15 protein-coding genes are annotated in these 16595 nt (G+C 42.0%); all 15 read left to right on the top strand.

Features of this window, described 5'->3' with window-relative positions:
• Positions 1-29: 29 nt before the first annotated feature.
• The 15 genes from C6344_RS08850 (at position 30) to dnaB (ending at position 16584) form a co-directional block, all read left to right on the top strand.
• Entirely contained in the window at positions 30-494 is a 465-nt protein-coding gene (locus C6344_RS08850) for a DUF441 domain-containing protein (RefSeq protein WP_007501699.1), read from the top strand.
• Positions 495-869: 375 nt separating this feature from the next.
• Positions 870-1988: a citrate synthase gene (citZ, locus tag C6344_RS08845; RefSeq protein ID WP_034661848.1), complete on the top strand. Its 1119-nt coding sequence runs from the start codon at positions 870-872 to the stop codon at positions 1986-1988.
• Between the two features lie 148 nt (positions 1989-2136).
• Entirely contained in the window at positions 2137-3408 is a 1272-nt protein-coding gene (gene icd, locus C6344_RS08840; protein ID WP_008346060.1) for an NADP-dependent isocitrate dehydrogenase, read from the top strand.
• A gap of 34 nt (positions 3409-3442) precedes the next feature.
• On the top strand, positions 3443-4381 hold the full coding sequence (gene mdh, locus C6344_RS08835; RefSeq protein ID WP_034661844.1) for a malate dehydrogenase: 939 nt from the start codon (positions 3443-3445) through the stop codon (positions 4379-4381).
• 186 nt (positions 4382-4567) lie between these two features.
• On the top strand, positions 4568-5296 hold the full coding sequence (locus C6344_RS08830) for a response regulator transcription factor (protein ID WP_066030564.1): 729 nt from the start codon (positions 4568-4570) through the stop codon (positions 5294-5296).
• Positions 5289-7031 carry a two-component system histidine kinase PnpS gene (gene pnpS, locus C6344_RS08825; protein ID WP_106031192.1) on the top strand — a complete coding sequence of 581 codons (1743 nt, stop codon included), beginning with the start codon at positions 5289-5291 and terminating at the stop codon, positions 7029-7031. Before C6344_RS08830 ends, pnpS begins: the two co-directional genes overlap by 8 nt.
• 255 nt (positions 7032-7286) lie before the next feature.
• Positions 7287-9926 (top strand): DNA polymerase I, encoded by a 2640-nt coding sequence (gene polA, locus C6344_RS08815; RefSeq protein ID WP_106072876.1) that lies wholly within the window; start codon positions 7287-7289, stop codon positions 9924-9926.
• A gap of 28 nt (positions 9927-9954) precedes the next feature.
• On the top strand, positions 9955-10788 hold the full coding sequence (mutM, locus tag C6344_RS08810; protein ID WP_060596978.1) for a DNA-formamidopyrimidine glycosylase: 834 nt from the start codon (positions 9955-9957) through the stop codon (positions 10786-10788).
• A gap of 174 nt (positions 10789-10962) precedes the next feature.
• Positions 10963-11595 (top strand): sporulation membrane protein YtaF, encoded by a 633-nt coding sequence (ytaF, locus tag C6344_RS08805; protein WP_034661833.1) that lies wholly within the window; start codon positions 10963-10965, stop codon positions 11593-11595.
• A gap of 14 nt (positions 11596-11609) precedes the next feature.
• The gene (gene coaE, locus C6344_RS08800) at positions 11610-12215 is read left to right on the top strand and encodes a dephospho-CoA kinase (protein ID WP_034661832.1); all 606 of its coding nucleotides are present in this window, start codon (positions 11610-11612) and stop codon (positions 12213-12215) included.
• 172 nt (positions 12216-12387) lie between these two features.
• On the top strand, positions 12388-13410 hold the full coding sequence (locus tag C6344_RS08795) for a glyceraldehyde-3-phosphate dehydrogenase (RefSeq protein WP_060596977.1): 1023 nt from the start codon (positions 12388-12390) through the stop codon (positions 13408-13410).
• Positions 13411-13644: 234 nt separating this feature from the next.
• The gene (gene speD, locus C6344_RS08790; protein WP_003216492.1) at positions 13645-14025 is read left to right on the top strand and encodes an adenosylmethionine decarboxylase; all 381 of its coding nucleotides are present in this window, start codon (positions 13645-13647) and stop codon (positions 14023-14025) included.
• A 185-nt stretch (positions 14026-14210) separates the two neighbouring features.
• Complete coding sequence (locus C6344_RS08785) at positions 14211-14597, top strand: hypothetical protein (RefSeq protein WP_034661829.1); 387 nt, start codon at positions 14211-14213, stop codon at positions 14595-14597.
• Between the two features lie 4 nt (positions 14598-14601).
• Entirely contained in the window at positions 14602-15060 is a 459-nt protein-coding gene (gene nrdR / locus C6344_RS08780; protein WP_003216720.1) for a transcriptional regulator NrdR, read from the top strand.
• A gap of 102 nt (positions 15061-15162) precedes the next feature.
• Positions 15163-16584 (top strand): replicative helicase loading/DNA remodeling protein DnaB, encoded by a 1422-nt coding sequence (dnaB, locus tag C6344_RS08775; RefSeq protein WP_106036952.1) that lies wholly within the window; start codon positions 15163-15165, stop codon positions 16582-16584.
• The last annotated feature ends 11 nt before the right edge of the window (positions 16585-16595 follow it).

Raw genomic sequence — 16595 nt, 5'->3', positions numbered from 1 at the left:
CGCAATAAAAAGAAAGGAAGGGGCGGCGTATGTTTACTCAAGCAAATTTATTTTTGGTTCTTTTACTCGTTATTGCACTTATTGCAAAGAACAATTCATTAATTTTAGCGGTTTCTGTGCTGATTGCGATTAAGCTGATTGGTTTGGATCAAAAAATTTTCCCGGTTCTCCAATCAAAAGGCATCAATTGGGGTGTCACCGTCATTACAATTGCTGTGCTTGTTCCTATTGCAACAGGTGACATTGGATTTAAGCAGCTTGGAGAAGCCATGAAATCTTCTTATGCTTGGATTGCACTTGGAGCGGGTATATTAGTAGCATTAATCGCAAAAAACGGTATTGTGCTACTCGAAAATGATCCGCATATCACGGCAGCGCTTGTGTTCGGGACAATTTTGGCAGTCAGCTTATTTAAAGGTGTAGCTGTCGGTCCGCTGATCGGAGCAGGAATTGCTTATTTGGCGATGCAGGCTGTGAAATTTTTCAGCGGTTGAAAAGAGAGTGGTTCATGCCACTTTCTTTTTTATTTTTTTCTTGCGTGAGCTTTTGCAAAAAAACATAATTAAATATAATAAAAGAAGCAAAATCCCTTTATTCCATGCCTTATATGGAAGACTGGAAAAAAAAATATCAAAAAAAATTATAGTTAAACATTTAACAAATGTCTGATTATTGTTTATAATGGGAATAGGCTTAATTTTGAACTCATTGATCACACAAGAGATATGAGGCTAAAAGCGCTCTAACCGTATAGGTAAATGTAAGCATTTTCTTTTCTGAACCTGCCGTCTTATTCGGATTGGATAGCGCTTTCAAAAAGCGAGAATTCTGCAACGAAGGGGAATCTTTTTAAAAAGGGGAGATTGAACATGACAGCAACAAGAGGTCTTGAAGGTATTGTGGCAACAACTTCATCCGTAAGCTCAATTATTGATGATACTCTTACTTATGTAGGGTACAATATCGATGATTTAACTGAAAAAGCTACATTCGAAGAAATTGTCTACCTGTTATGGCACTTAAAGCTGCCGAATGAGCAAGAGCTGAGTGAGTTAAAACAGCAGCTCAATGAAAATGCTCACATTCCGCAAGAAATCATTGAGCACTTTAAATCGTATTCGCTGGACGGGGTTCATCCAATGTCTGCGATTCGTACAGCGGTATCCTTACTAGGTTTACTCGATGACGAATCAGAGATTATGGACAAAGAAGCGAATTACAGAAAAGCCATTCGTTTACAGGCGAAAATTTCTGGACTAGTCGCTACGTTTTCACGCATTCGAAAGGGACTTGAGCCTGTACAGCCAAAAGAAGAATACAGCTATGCTGCGAACTTCTTGTATATGCTAAATGGCGAAGAGCCGTCACCAGTAGAAATTGAGGCAATTGATAAGGCACTCATTCTACATGCAGATCATGAATTAAACGCATCGACATTTACAGCACGTGTATGTGTTGCTACACTATCAGATATCTACTCTGGTGTAACAGCGGCTATCGGTGCGCTGAAAGGACCACTTCATGGCGGAGCCAACGAAGGCGTGATGAAGATGCTTTCAGAAATTGGCGAAGTTGAAAACGTAGATTCCTATATTCATGGTAAGCTAGAGAAGAAAGAAAAAATTATGGGCTTTGGCCACCGCGTATACCGTCAAGGTGACCCGCGTGCAAAGCATCTAAAAGAAATGAGCCAGCGTTTAACAAACCTCACTGGCGAGCCGAAATGGTATGAAATGTCTGTTCGCGCAGAGGAAATCGTGACATCAGAGAAAAATCTTCCACCAAATGTTGATTTTTATTCTGCATCTGTATATCACAGTCTTGGGATTGATCATGACTTGTTTACACCAATTTTCGTGATCAGCCGATTCTCTGGATGGATTGCTCACATTCTAGAGCAGTATGACAACAACCGTCTCATCCGTCCAAGAGCTGACTACATTGGACCTGATCTTCAAACCTTTGTTCCGATCAGTGAAAGAGACTAATGTTTATAGAATAGCGGGGGCTGATCCTCAGGAAGGCCAATCAGCCTCTATATCAACAAAAAACGAATCACGTGAAAAACTTCTTCGCTTGCAGACATCAAGCCAAGAAGTTTCAAATATTCACTACATAACCTGGGAGGTAATATCATTGTCACAAGGCGAAAAAATTACAGTTACTGGCGGCGTATTGAATGTACCAAATAATCCAATTATCCCGTTTATCGAAGGGGACGGAATCGGTCCTGACATTTGGAAAGCAGCATCAAGAGTACTTGAAGCAGCTGTAGAAAAAGCATATAAAGGTGAAAAGCAAATCACTTGGAAAGAAGTATATGCAGGTGAGAAAGCTTACAATAAAACTGGAGAATGGCTTCCTGAGCAAACACTTGAAGACATTCGTGAATACTTAATCGCGATCAAAGGACCACTGACAACACCAATCGGCGGAGGAATCCGTTCATTAAACGTGGCACTTAGACAAGAGCTTGATCTATTCACATGCTTACGTCCAGTTCGCTGGTTCCAAGGCGTACCGTCTCCTGTGAAACGTCCAGAAGACACAGATATGGTCATCTTCCGTGAGAACACAGAAGATATCTATGCTGGTATCGAGTATGCAAAAGGATCAGACGAAGTGAAGAAGTTAATTGACTTCTTGAAAAACGAATTAGGTGTAAACAAAATCCGTTTCCCAGAAACGTCAGGTATCGGAATCAAGCCAGTTTCTGAAGAAGGAACTTCTCGCCTTGTCAGAGCGGCTATCCAATATGCAATCGACCAAGGCCGTAAGTCTGTGACGCTTGTTCACAAAGGAAACATCATGAAATTTACAGAAGGTGCCTTCAAAAACTGGGGCTACGAAGTGGCTGAAAAAGAGTTTGGAGACAAGGTCTTTACATGGGCACAATATGATCGTATTGTAGAACAAGATGGAAAAGATGCGGCAAACAAAGCGCAAAGTGAAGCAGAAGCTGCTGGCAAAATTATTGTCAAAGACAGCATTGCAGATATTTTCCTTCAACAAATCCTAACTCGTCCAGCTGAGTTCGATGTTGTGGCAACAATGAACTTAAACGGAGATTACATCTCTGATGCTCTTGCAGCACAAGTTGGTGGAATTGGTATCGCACCAGGTGCGAACATCAACTACGAAACAGGACACGCTATTTTTGAAGCGACTCACGGAACAGCACCTAAATATGCTGGTCTTGATAAAGTGAATCCATCTTCTGTTCTTCTATCAGGCGTGCTTTTACTTGAGCACCTTGGCTGGCAGGAAGCAGCTGATCTAGTGATTCAATCTGTTGAAAAAACAATTGCATCAAAAGTCGTCACTTACGATTTTGCTAGATTAATGGATGGCGCAACAGAAGTGAAATGTTCTGAGTTTGCTGACGAGCTCATCAAAAACTTGTCTTGATTCTTAAACTTTAAAGTTAAAGGGGAAAAAGGAAATGGCAAACAAGCGTAAAAAAGTATCTGTCATCGGAGCAGGCTTTACTGGAGCAACTACAGCATTTCTAACGGCTCAAAAAGAATTAGCGGACGTCGTATTAGTCGATATCCCGCAGCTTGAGAACCCAACAAAAGGGAAAGCACTTGATATGCTGGAAGCAAGTCCTGTTCAAGGCTTCGATGCAAACATTACAGGAACTTCTAACTACGAAGATACAGCCGGTTCTGATGTCGTGGTCATTACGGCGGGAATTGCAAGAAAGCCGGGAATGAGCCGTGACGATCTCGTGTCAACAAATGAAAAAATCATGCGCAGTGTGACACGCGAAATCGTTAAATATTCTCCAGAAGCCATCATTGTTGTGTTAACAAACCCTGTTGATGCAATGACGTATGCAGTTTATAAAGAATCAGGATTACCAAAAGAAAAAGTCATTGGACAATCGGGCATTCTTGATACAGCACGTTTCCGTACGTTTGTTGCTCAAGAATTAAACCTATCTGTTAAAGATGTGACGGGCTTTGTACTTGGTGGACATGGCGATGACATGGTTCCTCTTGTTCGTTACTCTTATGCAGGCGGTATCCCGCTTGAAACATTGATTCCAAAAGATCGAATTGATGCAATTGTTGAAAGAACAAGAAAAGGCGGCGGCGAAATCGTGAACCTATTAGGTAACGGTAGTGCATATTATGCTCCTGCTGCTTCACTAGTCGAAATGGTTGAGGCGATCCTTAAAGATCAGCGCCGCGTCATGCCGACGATTGCTTACCTTGAAGGTGAATATGGCTACGAAGGCATTTACCTAGGTGTACCAACAATCGTAGGTGGCAACGGTCTTGAGAAGATCATCGAGCTTGAGCTGACAGAAGAAGAAAGAAGTCAGCTTGACCGTTCTGTTGAATCTGTTAAGAATGTCATGAAAGTATTGTCTTAATATGAATAAAAAAGAAGGCTTCTCTCATGAGGAGTCTTCTTTTTGTTTACAAAACAAATCTTGTCGAAATTTTAAATTGTCCTCTTGTTAAGCTTTCGTTAAAATGAAAGAGAAAGCATGACTTCTCGCTTTTCACATAAGATACAAAAAACGGATGCAGGGGAAATCACTAATTGGAGGCACAACATGAATAAAAAAATATTAGTTGTGGATGATGAAGAATCGATTGTAACACTTCTAAGCTATAACCTTGAAAGAGCGGGCTATGATGTCGTCACAGCAAGAGACGGGGAAGAAGCGCTTGAAAAAGCAGCAAGTGAACAGCCTGATCTCATTGTATTAGATTTAATGCTTCCGAAGATGGACGGCATTGAAGTGTGCAAACAACTGAGAATTCAAAAAATGATGTTCCCTATTTTAATGCTGACAGCAAAGGACGATGAATTTGATAAGGTGCTAGGCCTTGAGCTTGGAGCCGATGATTACATGACAAAGCCATTCAGTCCTAGAGAAGTGGGTGCTCGGGTAAAAGCCATCTTGAGAAGAGCACAGCAATCTCAGCCTGCCCCCACGCAAGAGGAGAAGGAAGAGATCATTGCAGACCAAATCAAAATTGGTGAACTGCGCATTTTACCAGAACACTACGAAGTCTATTTCCAGGAAGAACGTCTAGAGCTCACACCAAAAGAGTTTGAACTGCTGCTTTATTTGGCGAAGCATAAAGGACGTGTCCTCACGCGTGATTTATTGTTAAGTGCCGTTTGGAATTATGACTTTGCAGGTGACACTCGTATTGTGGATGTCCATATTAGCCACTTGCGGGACAAAATTGAAAAGAACACGAAAAAACCAACATACATTAAAACGATTCGCGGCTTAGGCTACAAATTGGAGGAGCCAAAGTCAAATGAGTAAAATTAGAACCCGTCTGTTTTCGGGACTCATTTTTCTCCTTTTTATTGTGTTTGTGGCACTTGGTCTTTTCTTGGACCACATGTTCCATGTTTTCTATGAAACCAAATTAACGGAACGAATGGAAAAGGAATCGAGCTTCCTCCTGTCTTCCATGAATGGTGACGATCTGAAGGCGAAGCAAAACAAGGAGGTCCTCCATCAGGCAAAGCAGCATTTTGATATGAATGCGTCGATTGTGGACCTGAAGGGGAATATCATACATACAACGGGTCAAGCAGAACAAAGGGCCATCATTCGAAACACGCTGAACAATGAACGTTTCCAAACAAAAGGGGTCGTCATTGACGATGAGAAGGATGCGCTGTTTCATTATGCTGTCCCGATCCTGAAACAAAACGAACCAGCGGGTTATTTATTTCTCCATGCGTCATACGAGCCTTTAAATGAAATTGACGGCCAGCTCTGGCTTGCATTAGCCTTTTGTCTTGGCTCGGCGATTATCATCATCGTTTTCTTTGGGTACCGCATGTCGATGAAATATGTGAAACCAATTGATTATGCTACAAAGGTAGCCAAACAGCTGGAACGCGGGAACTATGATACGAATAACTATGAAGAGTTGATGATTGAAACAAGTGAACTGAATACTTCCATGAAGCGTTTGGCAGGAAGTCTTCAAGAAATGACAAGTGCCGGTGAAATGCAGAGAGACCGGCTGCAAACGGTCATTGAAAATATTGGAGCGGGGATTATTTTGATTGATAAGATGGGTTATATCCACCTAGTCAATCGAACCTTCCGCAAGCAGTTTAAAGTCCAAAAGCATATTTACATGCACAAGCTGTATCACGAAGCGTTTACACATGAAGAGATTATCGAATTAATTGACGAAATTTTCATGACAGAAACGAAGGTGCGGAAGTTTTTACGTCTAGCCGTTGACATTGAACGCCGCTACTTCCAAGTGGATGGTGTACCAATTTTAAGTACAGACGATGAATGGAAAGGAATTGTCCTTGTGTTTCATGACGTGACAGAAACAAAGCAGCTGGAGCAGATGCGAAAAGACTTTGTCGCCAATGTGTCTCACGAATTAAAGACACCGATTACATCGATTAAAGGATTCTCAGAAACCCTTCTTGATGGTGCGATTGATGACAAAGAAGCACTGACAGAATTCCTTTCTATCATTTTAAAAGAGAGTGTCCGTCTAGAAACGCTGATTCAAGACTTACTTGATCTTTCTAAAATTGAACAGCAGCACTTCAAGCTGAATATTCAAGAAGCCAATGCGACAGAAATCATTCAAGAGATTGAAGTGCTGTTAAAACAAAAGGCCGCAGAAAAAGGCATTCAATTACAAGTGCGTGTCCCGAAAGAACCGGTCTATGTTATGGCAGACCCGCTAAGGTTAAAGCAAATCTTCCTCAATCTCGTCAATAATGCCCTGACCTATACACCAGAGGGAGGAAGTGTTACCATCTCAGCAAGACCGCGGAAAGGTGCCTATGAATTTGATGTAGCAGATACAGGAATCGGCATGAAGAAAAGCGAGATTCCAAGAATATTTGAGAGATTTTATCGAATTGATAAAGATAGAAGCAGGAATTCAGGCGGTACAGGTCTTGGTCTTGCCATTGTCAAACACCTTGTGGAAGCGCATGAAGGAACGATTTCTGTCCACAGCAAACAAGGCAAAGGAACGACTTTTACAGTGAGCCTGAAATCGACTTAGAGAAAAAAAGGAAAGTCACGTTAAAATTTACATGATCTTTACAATGAATTCATGTTTTGTTAAACATTCATTGATAGGATGAATAGGAACCCCTTCATCCAAGGAGCCAATTTTGGAAGGACGAAAACACTTGTTGTTTTCGTCCCTTTTTTGTGCAGGCTCGACTATTTTCTTTTCAAAATAAACTTTGATAAAATGAAGATACAATGTGTGAAAGAGACGGCTGAGATGGCTCAGCCGATGGAGGATTAAAACATGACAGACAAAAAGAAATTAGTGTTAGTGGATGGAAACAGCCTCGCATATCGAGCCTTCTTTGCTTTGCCGCTATTATCAAATGATAAAGGCGTACATACAAATGCTATTTATGGCTTTGCGATGATCTTAATGAAGATGCTGGAGGACGAGAAGCCTACCCATATGCTCGTCGCATTTGATGCGGGAAAAACAACATTCCGCCACGAGACATTTAAAGAATATAAAGGTGGAAGACAAAAAACTCCGCCAGAGCTATCAGAACAAATGCCGTTCATCCGTGAACTATTAGATGCCTATCAGGTGAAAAGGTACGAGCTTCCTCAATATGAAGCAGATGATATTATCGGTACATTGGCTGTCGAGGCAGAAAAAGACGGCTTTGAAGTCAAAATCTTCTCAGGAGATAAGGACTTAACACAGCTCTCAACAGATCATACGACAGTGGCTATAACGAAAAAAGGCATCACAGAAGTAGAATATTACACACCTGCTCATATTGAAGAAAAATATGGCCTGCGACCAGATCAAATCATTGATATGAAAGGGCTGATGGGAGATTCCTCAGATAATATCCCAGGCGTCCCAGGTGTAGGCGAAAAAACAGCGATTAAATTGTTAAAGCAGTTTGAAACAGTTGAGAACCTGCTTGAACATATTGATGAAGTGAGCGGGAAAAAGCTAAAAGAAAAACTTGAAGAATATAAAGAACAAGCAGTCATGAGTAAAGAGCTGGCGACGATTCTTGTAGAAGCACCTATTGATGTGTCAAGCAAAGATCTCGCATACGAAGGCCCTCACATGGATCAAGTGATCTCTCTTTATAAAGAACTGGGCTTTCAAACGCTGCTAGAGCGTCTAGGAGAAGCACCAGAAACAGATGAACAGGTCGAAGTAGATGCATTAGAAGTGAAAAAAATGACAGCTGTAACGGACGACATGCTGACAGATCATGCAGCCCTTGTGGTAGAACAGCTTGGAGATAATTATCACGAAGCGGATTTGATCGGTTTTGCGATCCATAATGAAAATGGTGCGTTTTTTATCACGAAAGAAGATGCGCTTCAATCAGAAGCATTTAAAGAATGGGTACAGGATGAAACGAAGAAAAAATGGGTCTTTGATTCAAAAAGAGCAGTTGTCGCCCTGAGATGGCATGATGTCGATCTAAAAGGTGTTGATAATGATGTTCTGCTCGCTTCCTATGTCGTCAACCCGCAGAAATCATACGAAGACGTCGCGAGTGTAGCGAAGGAATATGGTCTGAATATCGCTCTTTCTGATGAAAAAGTATACGGAAAAGGAGCAAAGCAGGCGATTCCACCTGAAGATGAACTGAAAGAACATCTTGGACGAAAAGCAGCGGCGATCTCAGCCTTGCATGATTTAACACTTGAAGCATTAGAAAAAAATGATCAGCACGAACTGTATGAAGATTTAGAGCTGCCACTTGCTCTCATCTTAGGTGAAATGGAATCTCTTGGAGTAAAGGTAGATATAGAGCGCCTAGAGAAAATGGGTGAAGAATTAACGAAAAAGCTCAAAGAATATGAAGAAACCATTCACCGCTTAGCAGGAGAAACGTTTAACATCAATTCTCCTAAACAGCTTGGCGTCATCCTATTTGAAAAATTAGGTCTGCCGATTATCAAGAAGACAAAAACAGGCTACTCGACGTCTGCAGATGTGCTTGAAAAGCTTGAAGATAAGCATGAAATCATTCGATCCATTCTGCATTACAGGCAAATTGGAAAGCTGCAATCGACCTATGTGGAAGGGTTAATGAAAGTAACGCGTAAGGATACTCATAAAGTGCATACAAGGTTTAATCAAGCACTCACCCAAACAGGAAGATTAAGCTCAACAGATCCAAACCTTCAAAACATCCCGATTCGTTTAGAAGAAGGACGGAAGATTCGTCAAGCATTCGTTCCTTCAAAAGAAGGCTGGCTCATGTTTGCAGCTGACTATTCACAAATCGAGCTGCGTGTACTCGCTCATATTTCACAAGATGAGAATTTGATCGAAGCATTTACGCAAGACATGGATATTCACACGAAAACTGCGATGGACGTGTTCCATGTCTCAGAAGAAGAAGTGACTTCCGCTATGAGAAGACAAGCCAAAGCGGTAAACTTCGGTATTGTATATGGAATTAGCGATTATGGACTTTCTCAAAACCTTGGGATCACAAGAAAAGAAGCAGCCGCATTTATCGAGCGCTATTTAACAAGCTTTAAAGGCGTGAAAACCTATATGGAAGAAATCGTCCAGAAAGCGAAACAAAAAGGCTACGTCACGACGCTTCTCAAACGCAGACGGTATATCCCGGATATCACAAGCCGTAATTTTAATATCAAAAGCTTTGCAGAACGAACAGCCATGAACACACCGATCCAAGGCAGTGCAGCCGATATTATTAAAAAAGCGATGATTGATATGGCGCGAAGGCTCAAAGAAGAAAACCTGCAGGCAAATCTTTTATTACAGGTGCACGATGAATTGATCTTCGAAGCGCCGAAAGAAGAAATCGCCATCCTTGAAAAGATTGTTCCTGAAGTCATGGAAAACGCACTTCAGCTTGATGTGCCGCTAAAAGTTGATTTTGCTTCAGGTCCATCTTGGTACGATGCGAAATAAATAATAGAGAGAAAAAGGAGCGAGGAGCATGCCGGAATTACCAGAAGTTGAAACCGTCCGGCGCACTCTCAAGCGGTTAGTCGAAGGAAAGACGATTGAAACGGTCGATATCAAATGGCCAAACATCATCAAACGTCCTGGGGAGCCGGAAGAGTTCGCAAGAAGAATGGTAGGAGAAACCATACAAACCATTGAAAGAAGAGGGAAGTTCCTCCTCTTTCATTTAGACCATTATGTGATGGTCTCCCATTTAAGGATGGAAGGGAAATACCGTGTACATGAAGCGCATGAGCCTTATGATAAACACGTACACGTCGTCTTTACGTTTACAGATGGTACTGAGCTTCGGTACCATGATGTGCGTAAATTTGGCACGATGCATTTATTTCAGCCGGGTGAAGAGGAAAAGGAACTCCCGCTTTCTCAGCTGGGATATGAACCATTTGATGAACAGTTCACTCCTGAGTATTTATGGGAGCAATTGAAAAAAACAACCCGCGTGGTTAAAACAGCACTGCTTGATCAAAAGATTGTCGTAGGACTTGGTAACATTTACGTAGATGAGGTCTTGTTTAAATCAGGTATTCATCCAGAAACGAAAGCGAATCAGCTCAGCCTGGAATCCTGCAAAGTGCTTCACAAACAGATCATCGATACGCTTCAAGTAGCGGTAGATGCGGGAGGAAGCACGATTCGTTCTTATATCAACTCACAAGGAGATATTGGAACATTTCAGCTGCAGCTTCTTGTATATGACCGGCGGGGAGAGCCTTGCCAAACATGCGGAAGCATCATCGAGAAAACAGTGGTCGGAGGGCGCGGCACGCACTTTTGTGTGACCTGCCAAAAACGTCCTCAATAAAGTTTAGCCATGAGCATGCTTCCTTTTTGCTATGCATACGATAAAAAACATTCATTTTTCAGCAAGGTGTAGACTGACACACAGCCCACCTGCTCTTCATATAGTGAAGAAGAGTCTAAGGACGCCTAGAGACTCTTGATCATCGTTGCATGAACAGAAAGGAAGAGTTCAGGTATGATTTCGATTTCGCTCCTGTTTTTAGCTATTGCAGTCAGCATCGACAGCTTTTCTGTAGGATTTACGTATGGGCTTCGCAAAATGAGGATCCCATTTAAAGCCATCGTCATTATTGCATGCTGCTCAGGGATTGTGCTGCTCATTTCTATGCTGATTGGCAGCCTGCTGACGACATTTCTCCCTGTCTCAGTGACCGATAAACTGGGGGGAGGCATTTTAATTGCCATTGGCCTTTGGGTCCTGTATCAATTTTACAAACCAGCGAAAGAGCGTGATTTGCTTCTTCATGAAAAGACATTGCTCAATGTGGAAGTACAATCGCTTGGGCTTGTCATTCACATTTTAAGAAAGCCGACAAGTGCAGATATTGACCGATCTGGGACGATTAATGGAATGGAAGCGGTACTTCTTGGAATTGCTTTATCCATTGATGCATTTGGCGCAGGGATTGGCGCAGCGATTCTTGGCTTTTCTCCAATTGTTATGAGTATCACGGTGGCAGTGATGAGCTCACTTTTTGTGTGTATCGGGCTGCGTGCCGGTCATTACTTGGCAAATTGGCGCTGGATCAATAAACTCGCATGCTTACCAGGGCTTCTGCTCATATTAATTGGGGTTTGGAAGCTGTAAAAGGAGGAAATCAATTGACGCTTGTCATTGGATTAACAGGCGGGATTGCTAGCGGAAAAAGCACAGTCTCGCAGATGATAAAAGAGCAGGGCATTCGGGTTGTGGACGCAGATGTGATTGCAAAAGAAGCGGTCTCCAAAGGAACATCCGCCCTTCATCATATCGTTCAAACCTTTGGTGAGGGTGTCCTCCTGCCAAATGGAGAGCTGAACCGGCAGGAGCTGGGAGCCATTATTTTTTCTAATGAAGAGAAACGAAAGCAGCTGAATGCGATCGTTCATCCAGAAGTGCGAAAGGAAATGCTCAGGCAGCGAGATGAAGGGATCAACAGCCAAGAAACATTCGTTGTCCTTGATATCCCGCTTTTATTTGAAAGTCAGCTGGAAAGTCTTGTCGACCGGATCATTGTGGTGTATACAACACCAGAATTACAGCTATCACGACTCATGAATCGAAACGACCTCAGTGAGGAAGAAGCGCTGAATCGGATTCACTCTCAGCAGCCCCTTGAAGAGAAATGTAAAAAAGCAGACCGCGTGATAGAAAACACACAAGATCTCGCTTTTATCAGAAAGCAATTGCAGAACATATTAAATGAATGGGAACATACAGATAAGTAAGAGTACATACACGTACTCTTCTTTTTTTATGCTTTATTCTTATTTCCTTTGAAAAGAACAGCCCTTTTTAGAAAATATACGTTTATATACTGGCAATTACATTCTAATGTGATATACTAATTTCATAAATAAATTTATTGAGTATAACACATAATAGAGGAGTGACCTGTTCATGAAGGTAAAAGCAGCGATCAATGGGTTTGGCAGAATTGGACGCATGGTCTTCAGAAAAGCAATGCTTGATGATCAAATTCAAATTGTAGCGGTGAACGCAAGCTATCCTGCCGAAACGCTAGCACATTTAATTAAATATGACACAAATCATGGACGTTACGAATGCGATGTGACAGCAGAAGATGACGCACTGATTGTAAATGGGAAAAGAGTGCTTTTGCTCAATGACAGAGACCCAAAGCAGCTTCCATGGGGAGAGCTTGGGATTGATATCGTCATAGAAGCAACAGGGAAATTTAATTCAAAAGAACAAGCGATGGGCCATATAGATGCAGGAGCGAAAAAGGTCGTACTCACAGCTCCAGGTAAAAATGAAGACATTACAATTGTGATGGGTGTCAATGAAGATGATCTTGATCCTGAAAAGCACGTCATTATTTCAAACGCATCTTGTACAACAAACTGTTTAGCACCAGTTGTTAAATTGTTAGATGATGAATTCGGCATCGACAACGGCTTAATGACAACGGTTCATGCGTATACAAATGATCAAAAAAATATCGACAACCCGCATAAGGATTTGCGCCGGGCTAGAGCGTGTGCCCAGTCCATCATTCCAACTACGACGGGTGCCGCTAAAGCGCTTTCTTTAGTGCTGCCGCACATGAAAGGGAAATTGCATGGACTTGCACTGCGCGTGCCAGTTTCCAATGTATCGATGGTTGATCTTGTCGTCGACTTGAAAAAAGATGTCACAGCAGAAGAAGTAAATGCAGCCTTCTCAAATGCATCAAAAACTTCTCTATCCGGTATTTTAGACTACACGGATGAGCCGCTTGTTTCTACAGACTTTAACACGAATCCTTATTCAGCTGTCGTGGATGGACTGACAACGATGGTGATGGAGGATAGAAAAGTAAAAGTTCTTGCATGGTATGACAATGAATGGGGTTATTCATGCAGAGTGGTGGATCTTGTGAAGTTTGTCGGTTCGCAGATGAAAGAGCTTTCTGCTGTTTGAAATGAAGAAGACGAACGTCCCTTTTCAAGAAATGAGAGAAAATCCCATTGAAAACACAGCTTGCAAAATGGGTCTAAACAAAGTATACTATTTTTCGTGAACTTCTTGTTCGCAGACTCATTCGGGTATACTTAAAGGGTTAGGACCTCTTTGGACTAACTTTCCCCCGTGGTATATGTCCGGTCCGGCTGCTTAGAACTTCACTCTTTCATTCTTGTTTAAGGGGGGTCCATGATGGAAACAATCGGACGTCACGTTATCTCCGAGCTATGGGGATGCGACTGTGATAAACTGAACGACATGGATTTTATTGAAAAAACGTTTGTAAATGCAGCTTTGAAATCAGGAGCTGAAGTAAGAGAGGTTGCTTTTCACAAATTTGCACCTCAAGGAGTAAGTGGAGTTGTCATTATTTCTGAATCTCATCTGACAATTCACAGCTTTCCTGAACATGGTTATGCGAGCATAGATGTTTATACTTGCGGCGACCTAGATCCGAATATCGCAGCAGATCATATCGGAGATGAATTAGGTGCCGAAACAAGAGAAAACATCGAAATTCCTCGAGGCATGGGACCTGTACAAGTGAAACAGGCACAAGCCAAAGCACTGTAAACATAAAAAAGATTGCAATGGGAGCTGGCCAAAAGCATTGAAATGCCTTTGTGTTATGCTCCTTTTTATATTTCTTTGATATACAAAATCCAACATTCCCCAACTTGTCTATACTTTTGTTCTAGGAAAACAAAGGTTTTTTTTATAAAATAAAGAAGAGGCATTATGGCAAAGGGGATACGTATATGACTTTAGGACAAAAGTTCAAACGGTTCATGTCAAACCATACAGAAACATCTGACGAGCATCCAGTGTCAGAACTGAAAAGCCATTACTACAAAACGACGAATGCACAAGTTTTTCAAGCGGTGGAAGCCATGCTTTCCCGAAACGATTCCTATCAAGTGACATCTGTTTCAGCAGAACGAGGTGAAATCAGCGCAAACATCAGAATGCCGAAAAAAGCTTTTCTCGTAGCGACTGTCATTTCAATTCGTCCTTTTGAAACAGCTGTCGATTTTAATGTGACAACAGAAACGGTCCTGCCAACAGATTTTGGTTATAGTCAGAAGGCCGTTTTGTCCCTTTATGATGAACTAGACAAACAACTTCCAAGAATAGATCGGAGCTGATGAAATGAAATGTCCCACATGTCAGCACCTTGGCACAAGGGTGCTTGATTCAAGACCAGTAGATGAAGGGAAATCCATCCGTCGTAGAAGAGAGTGCGAAAGCTGCCAGTATCGCTTTACGACGTTTGAGAAATTAGAAGAATTACCGCTGATTGTGGTGAAAAAAGAAGGGATTCGAGAAGAATTCAGCCGCGAAAAGATGCTGAGAGGACTCATTAAAGCGTGTGAAAAGCGTCCTGTTGCTTTAAAGCAGCTGGAGGATGTCTGCTTTAACATCGAAAAAGAACTGCGTAATCAAGGCATGTCAGAAGTGAAAAGTGAGCTTGTAGGTGAAATGGTGATGGACGAGCTGGCAAAAATTGATGAAGTGTCTTACGTCAGGTTTGCCTCAGTTTACCGGCAGTTTAAAGATATCAACGTCTTTATTGATGAATTAAAAGATTTATTAAAGAAAGAACGCTAAAAAAGAGCTGAAGATTCTTCACGCTCTTTTTCCTGCGTAAAGCGTAAAACGCAAAAAGGGTGTACAATAGAAACAATTGCAATTCATGGGGAGGATCAGCATATGACAGAGCATTGGAAGGAAGTGCTAGCCGTCGATCCGTATGTCGTCAAAAGCGCTTCATTGCTCGGTGACATCGATAGACAGCTCATTACTCTTTTATATCAGCCGCTTATAGGCATGTCCGCTTTCAGCTTATATATGACGCTGTGGGGAGAGCTGGAACAAAATCGTATGTGGGGGAAACCCGCACCTCATCGGCAGCTCATGGTCATGCTGCAAACGAATTTAAATGATATTTTTGAGGAACGTTTAAAGCTTGAAGCGATCGGTTTACTTCGCACATATGAACAGGAAACGGAAGAAGGCAGACTGTTTACATATGAGCTTGTGCCGCCGCTAAGACCAGATGAGTTTTTCCAGGATGGTATGCTGAATGTCCTGCTGTACCATCGTGTAGAGAAAGCAAAATATATGCAGCTTCGTGATTATTTTTCTTATCCAGGTGTTCCTGCAGAGGCAAAGAACATCTCGCGGTCGTTTGAAGAAGTCTTTCACGTATTGCAGCCAGGTGAACGCAGGATGACAGAAGAAATCAATCGGGCGTCATCACTTGATCAGGGCTATGAATATGTGACCGTTGGATCGAGTCAGCCGGCTCCGCTTTCAGACGAATCCTTTGATTTCGATCTATTGTTAGCGGGCATGTCTGATATGATGATTCCAAGAAAGGCTTTGACAAAGCAGGTGAAAGAAACCATTAAGAAGTTAGCCGTTGTATACGGCATCACTCCGCTTCAAATGCAAAATATTGTAGCAGGCGCCTGCGGTTCGGATCAAATGATCTCAACAGAAGAGCTGAGAAAAGCCGCAAGAGACTGGTACCAAATCGAATACAGAGGCGAGCAGCCAAAACTCATTGATCAAAAACAGCCTAGACACCTGCGTCAAGATGCTTCAAAAGCGCTAGCAGATACGCCAGATGCGAAATTGATTGAAAAGCTCGATCATATTTCGCCTCGGGAGCTGCTAAAAGATATGGCAGACGGCATTGAGCCAACGTATGCCGACTTAAGAATTGTCGAAGATATTATGCTCGAGCAGCAGCTAGAGCCAGGTGTCATGAACGTTTTGATCTACTATACATTACTGAAAACAGATATGAAGCTGTCGAAAACATATATGCAAAAAATCGCCGCTCATTGGGTGAGAAAGAAAATTAAAACCGTAGCGGCAGCCATGAAAATTGCCAAAGAAGAGAACAAGCAAATGACAGAGTGGGCGCAGCAGAAAAAGCAGCGCAGCACATATGGATCAGGGAAAGTTGTCCGAGAAGAGAAGCTTCCTGACTGGATGAAAGAAACTGAAACGAAAGAACAGCCGGCAAAAGAACAAACAGACAGTCTGTCGACAGAAGACCTCGAACGAGAAAAAGAAAAACTGTTAAATCAGTTTAAAAATATGAAAAAGTACAATGCACATTAAGGTGAGGTGAG

Source organism: Bacillus sp. GBSW19, assembly GCF_002998655.1.
Taxonomy (GTDB): domain Bacteria; phylum Bacillota; class Bacilli; order Bacillales; family Bacillaceae; genus Bacillus.
The sequence above is the reverse complement of the archived record's forward strand: the minus strand, read 5'-3'. Positions and strand labels throughout refer to the sequence as shown.

Excerpts from the sequence above, each read along its gene's own strand:
- C6344_RS08795 (WP_060596977.1), top strand. The coding sequence starts at position 12,388 with ATGAAGGTAAAAGCAGCGATCAATGGGTTTGGCAGAATTGGACGCATG.
- mdh (WP_034661844.1), top strand. The coding sequence starts at position 3,443 with ATGGCAAACAAGCGTAAAAAAGTATCTGTCATCGGAGCAGGCTTTACT.
- pnpS (WP_106031192.1), top strand. The coding sequence starts at position 5,289 with ATGAGTAAAATTAGAACCCGTCTGTTTTCGGGACTCATTTTTCTCCTT.
- citZ (WP_034661848.1), top strand. The coding sequence starts at position 870 with ATGACAGCAACAAGAGGTCTTGAAGGTATTGTGGCAACAACTTCATCC.
- C6344_RS08785 (WP_034661829.1), top strand. The coding sequence starts at position 14,211 with ATGACTTTAGGACAAAAGTTCAAACGGTTCATGTCAAACCATACAGAA.
- polA (WP_106072876.1), top strand. The coding sequence starts at position 7,287 with ATGACAGACAAAAAGAAATTAGTGTTAGTGGATGGAAACAGCCTCGCA.
- nrdR (WP_003216720.1), top strand. The coding sequence starts at position 14,602 with ATGAAATGTCCCACATGTCAGCACCTTGGCACAAGGGTGCTTGATTCA.
- mutM (WP_060596978.1), top strand. The coding sequence starts at position 9,955 with ATGCCGGAATTACCAGAAGTTGAAACCGTCCGGCGCACTCTCAAGCGG.
- ytaF (WP_034661833.1), top strand. The coding sequence starts at position 10,963 with ATGATTTCGATTTCGCTCCTGTTTTTAGCTATTGCAGTCAGCATCGAC.
- C6344_RS08830 (WP_066030564.1), top strand. The coding sequence starts at position 4,568 with ATGAATAAAAAAATATTAGTTGTGGATGATGAAGAATCGATTGTAACA.
- C6344_RS08850 (WP_007501699.1), top strand. The coding sequence starts at position 30 with ATGTTTACTCAAGCAAATTTATTTTTGGTTCTTTTACTCGTTATTGCA.
- speD (WP_003216492.1), top strand. The coding sequence starts at position 13,645 with ATGGAAACAATCGGACGTCACGTTATCTCCGAGCTATGGGGATGCGAC.
- dnaB (WP_106036952.1), top strand. The coding sequence starts at position 15,163 with ATGACAGAGCATTGGAAGGAAGTGCTAGCCGTCGATCCGTATGTCGTC.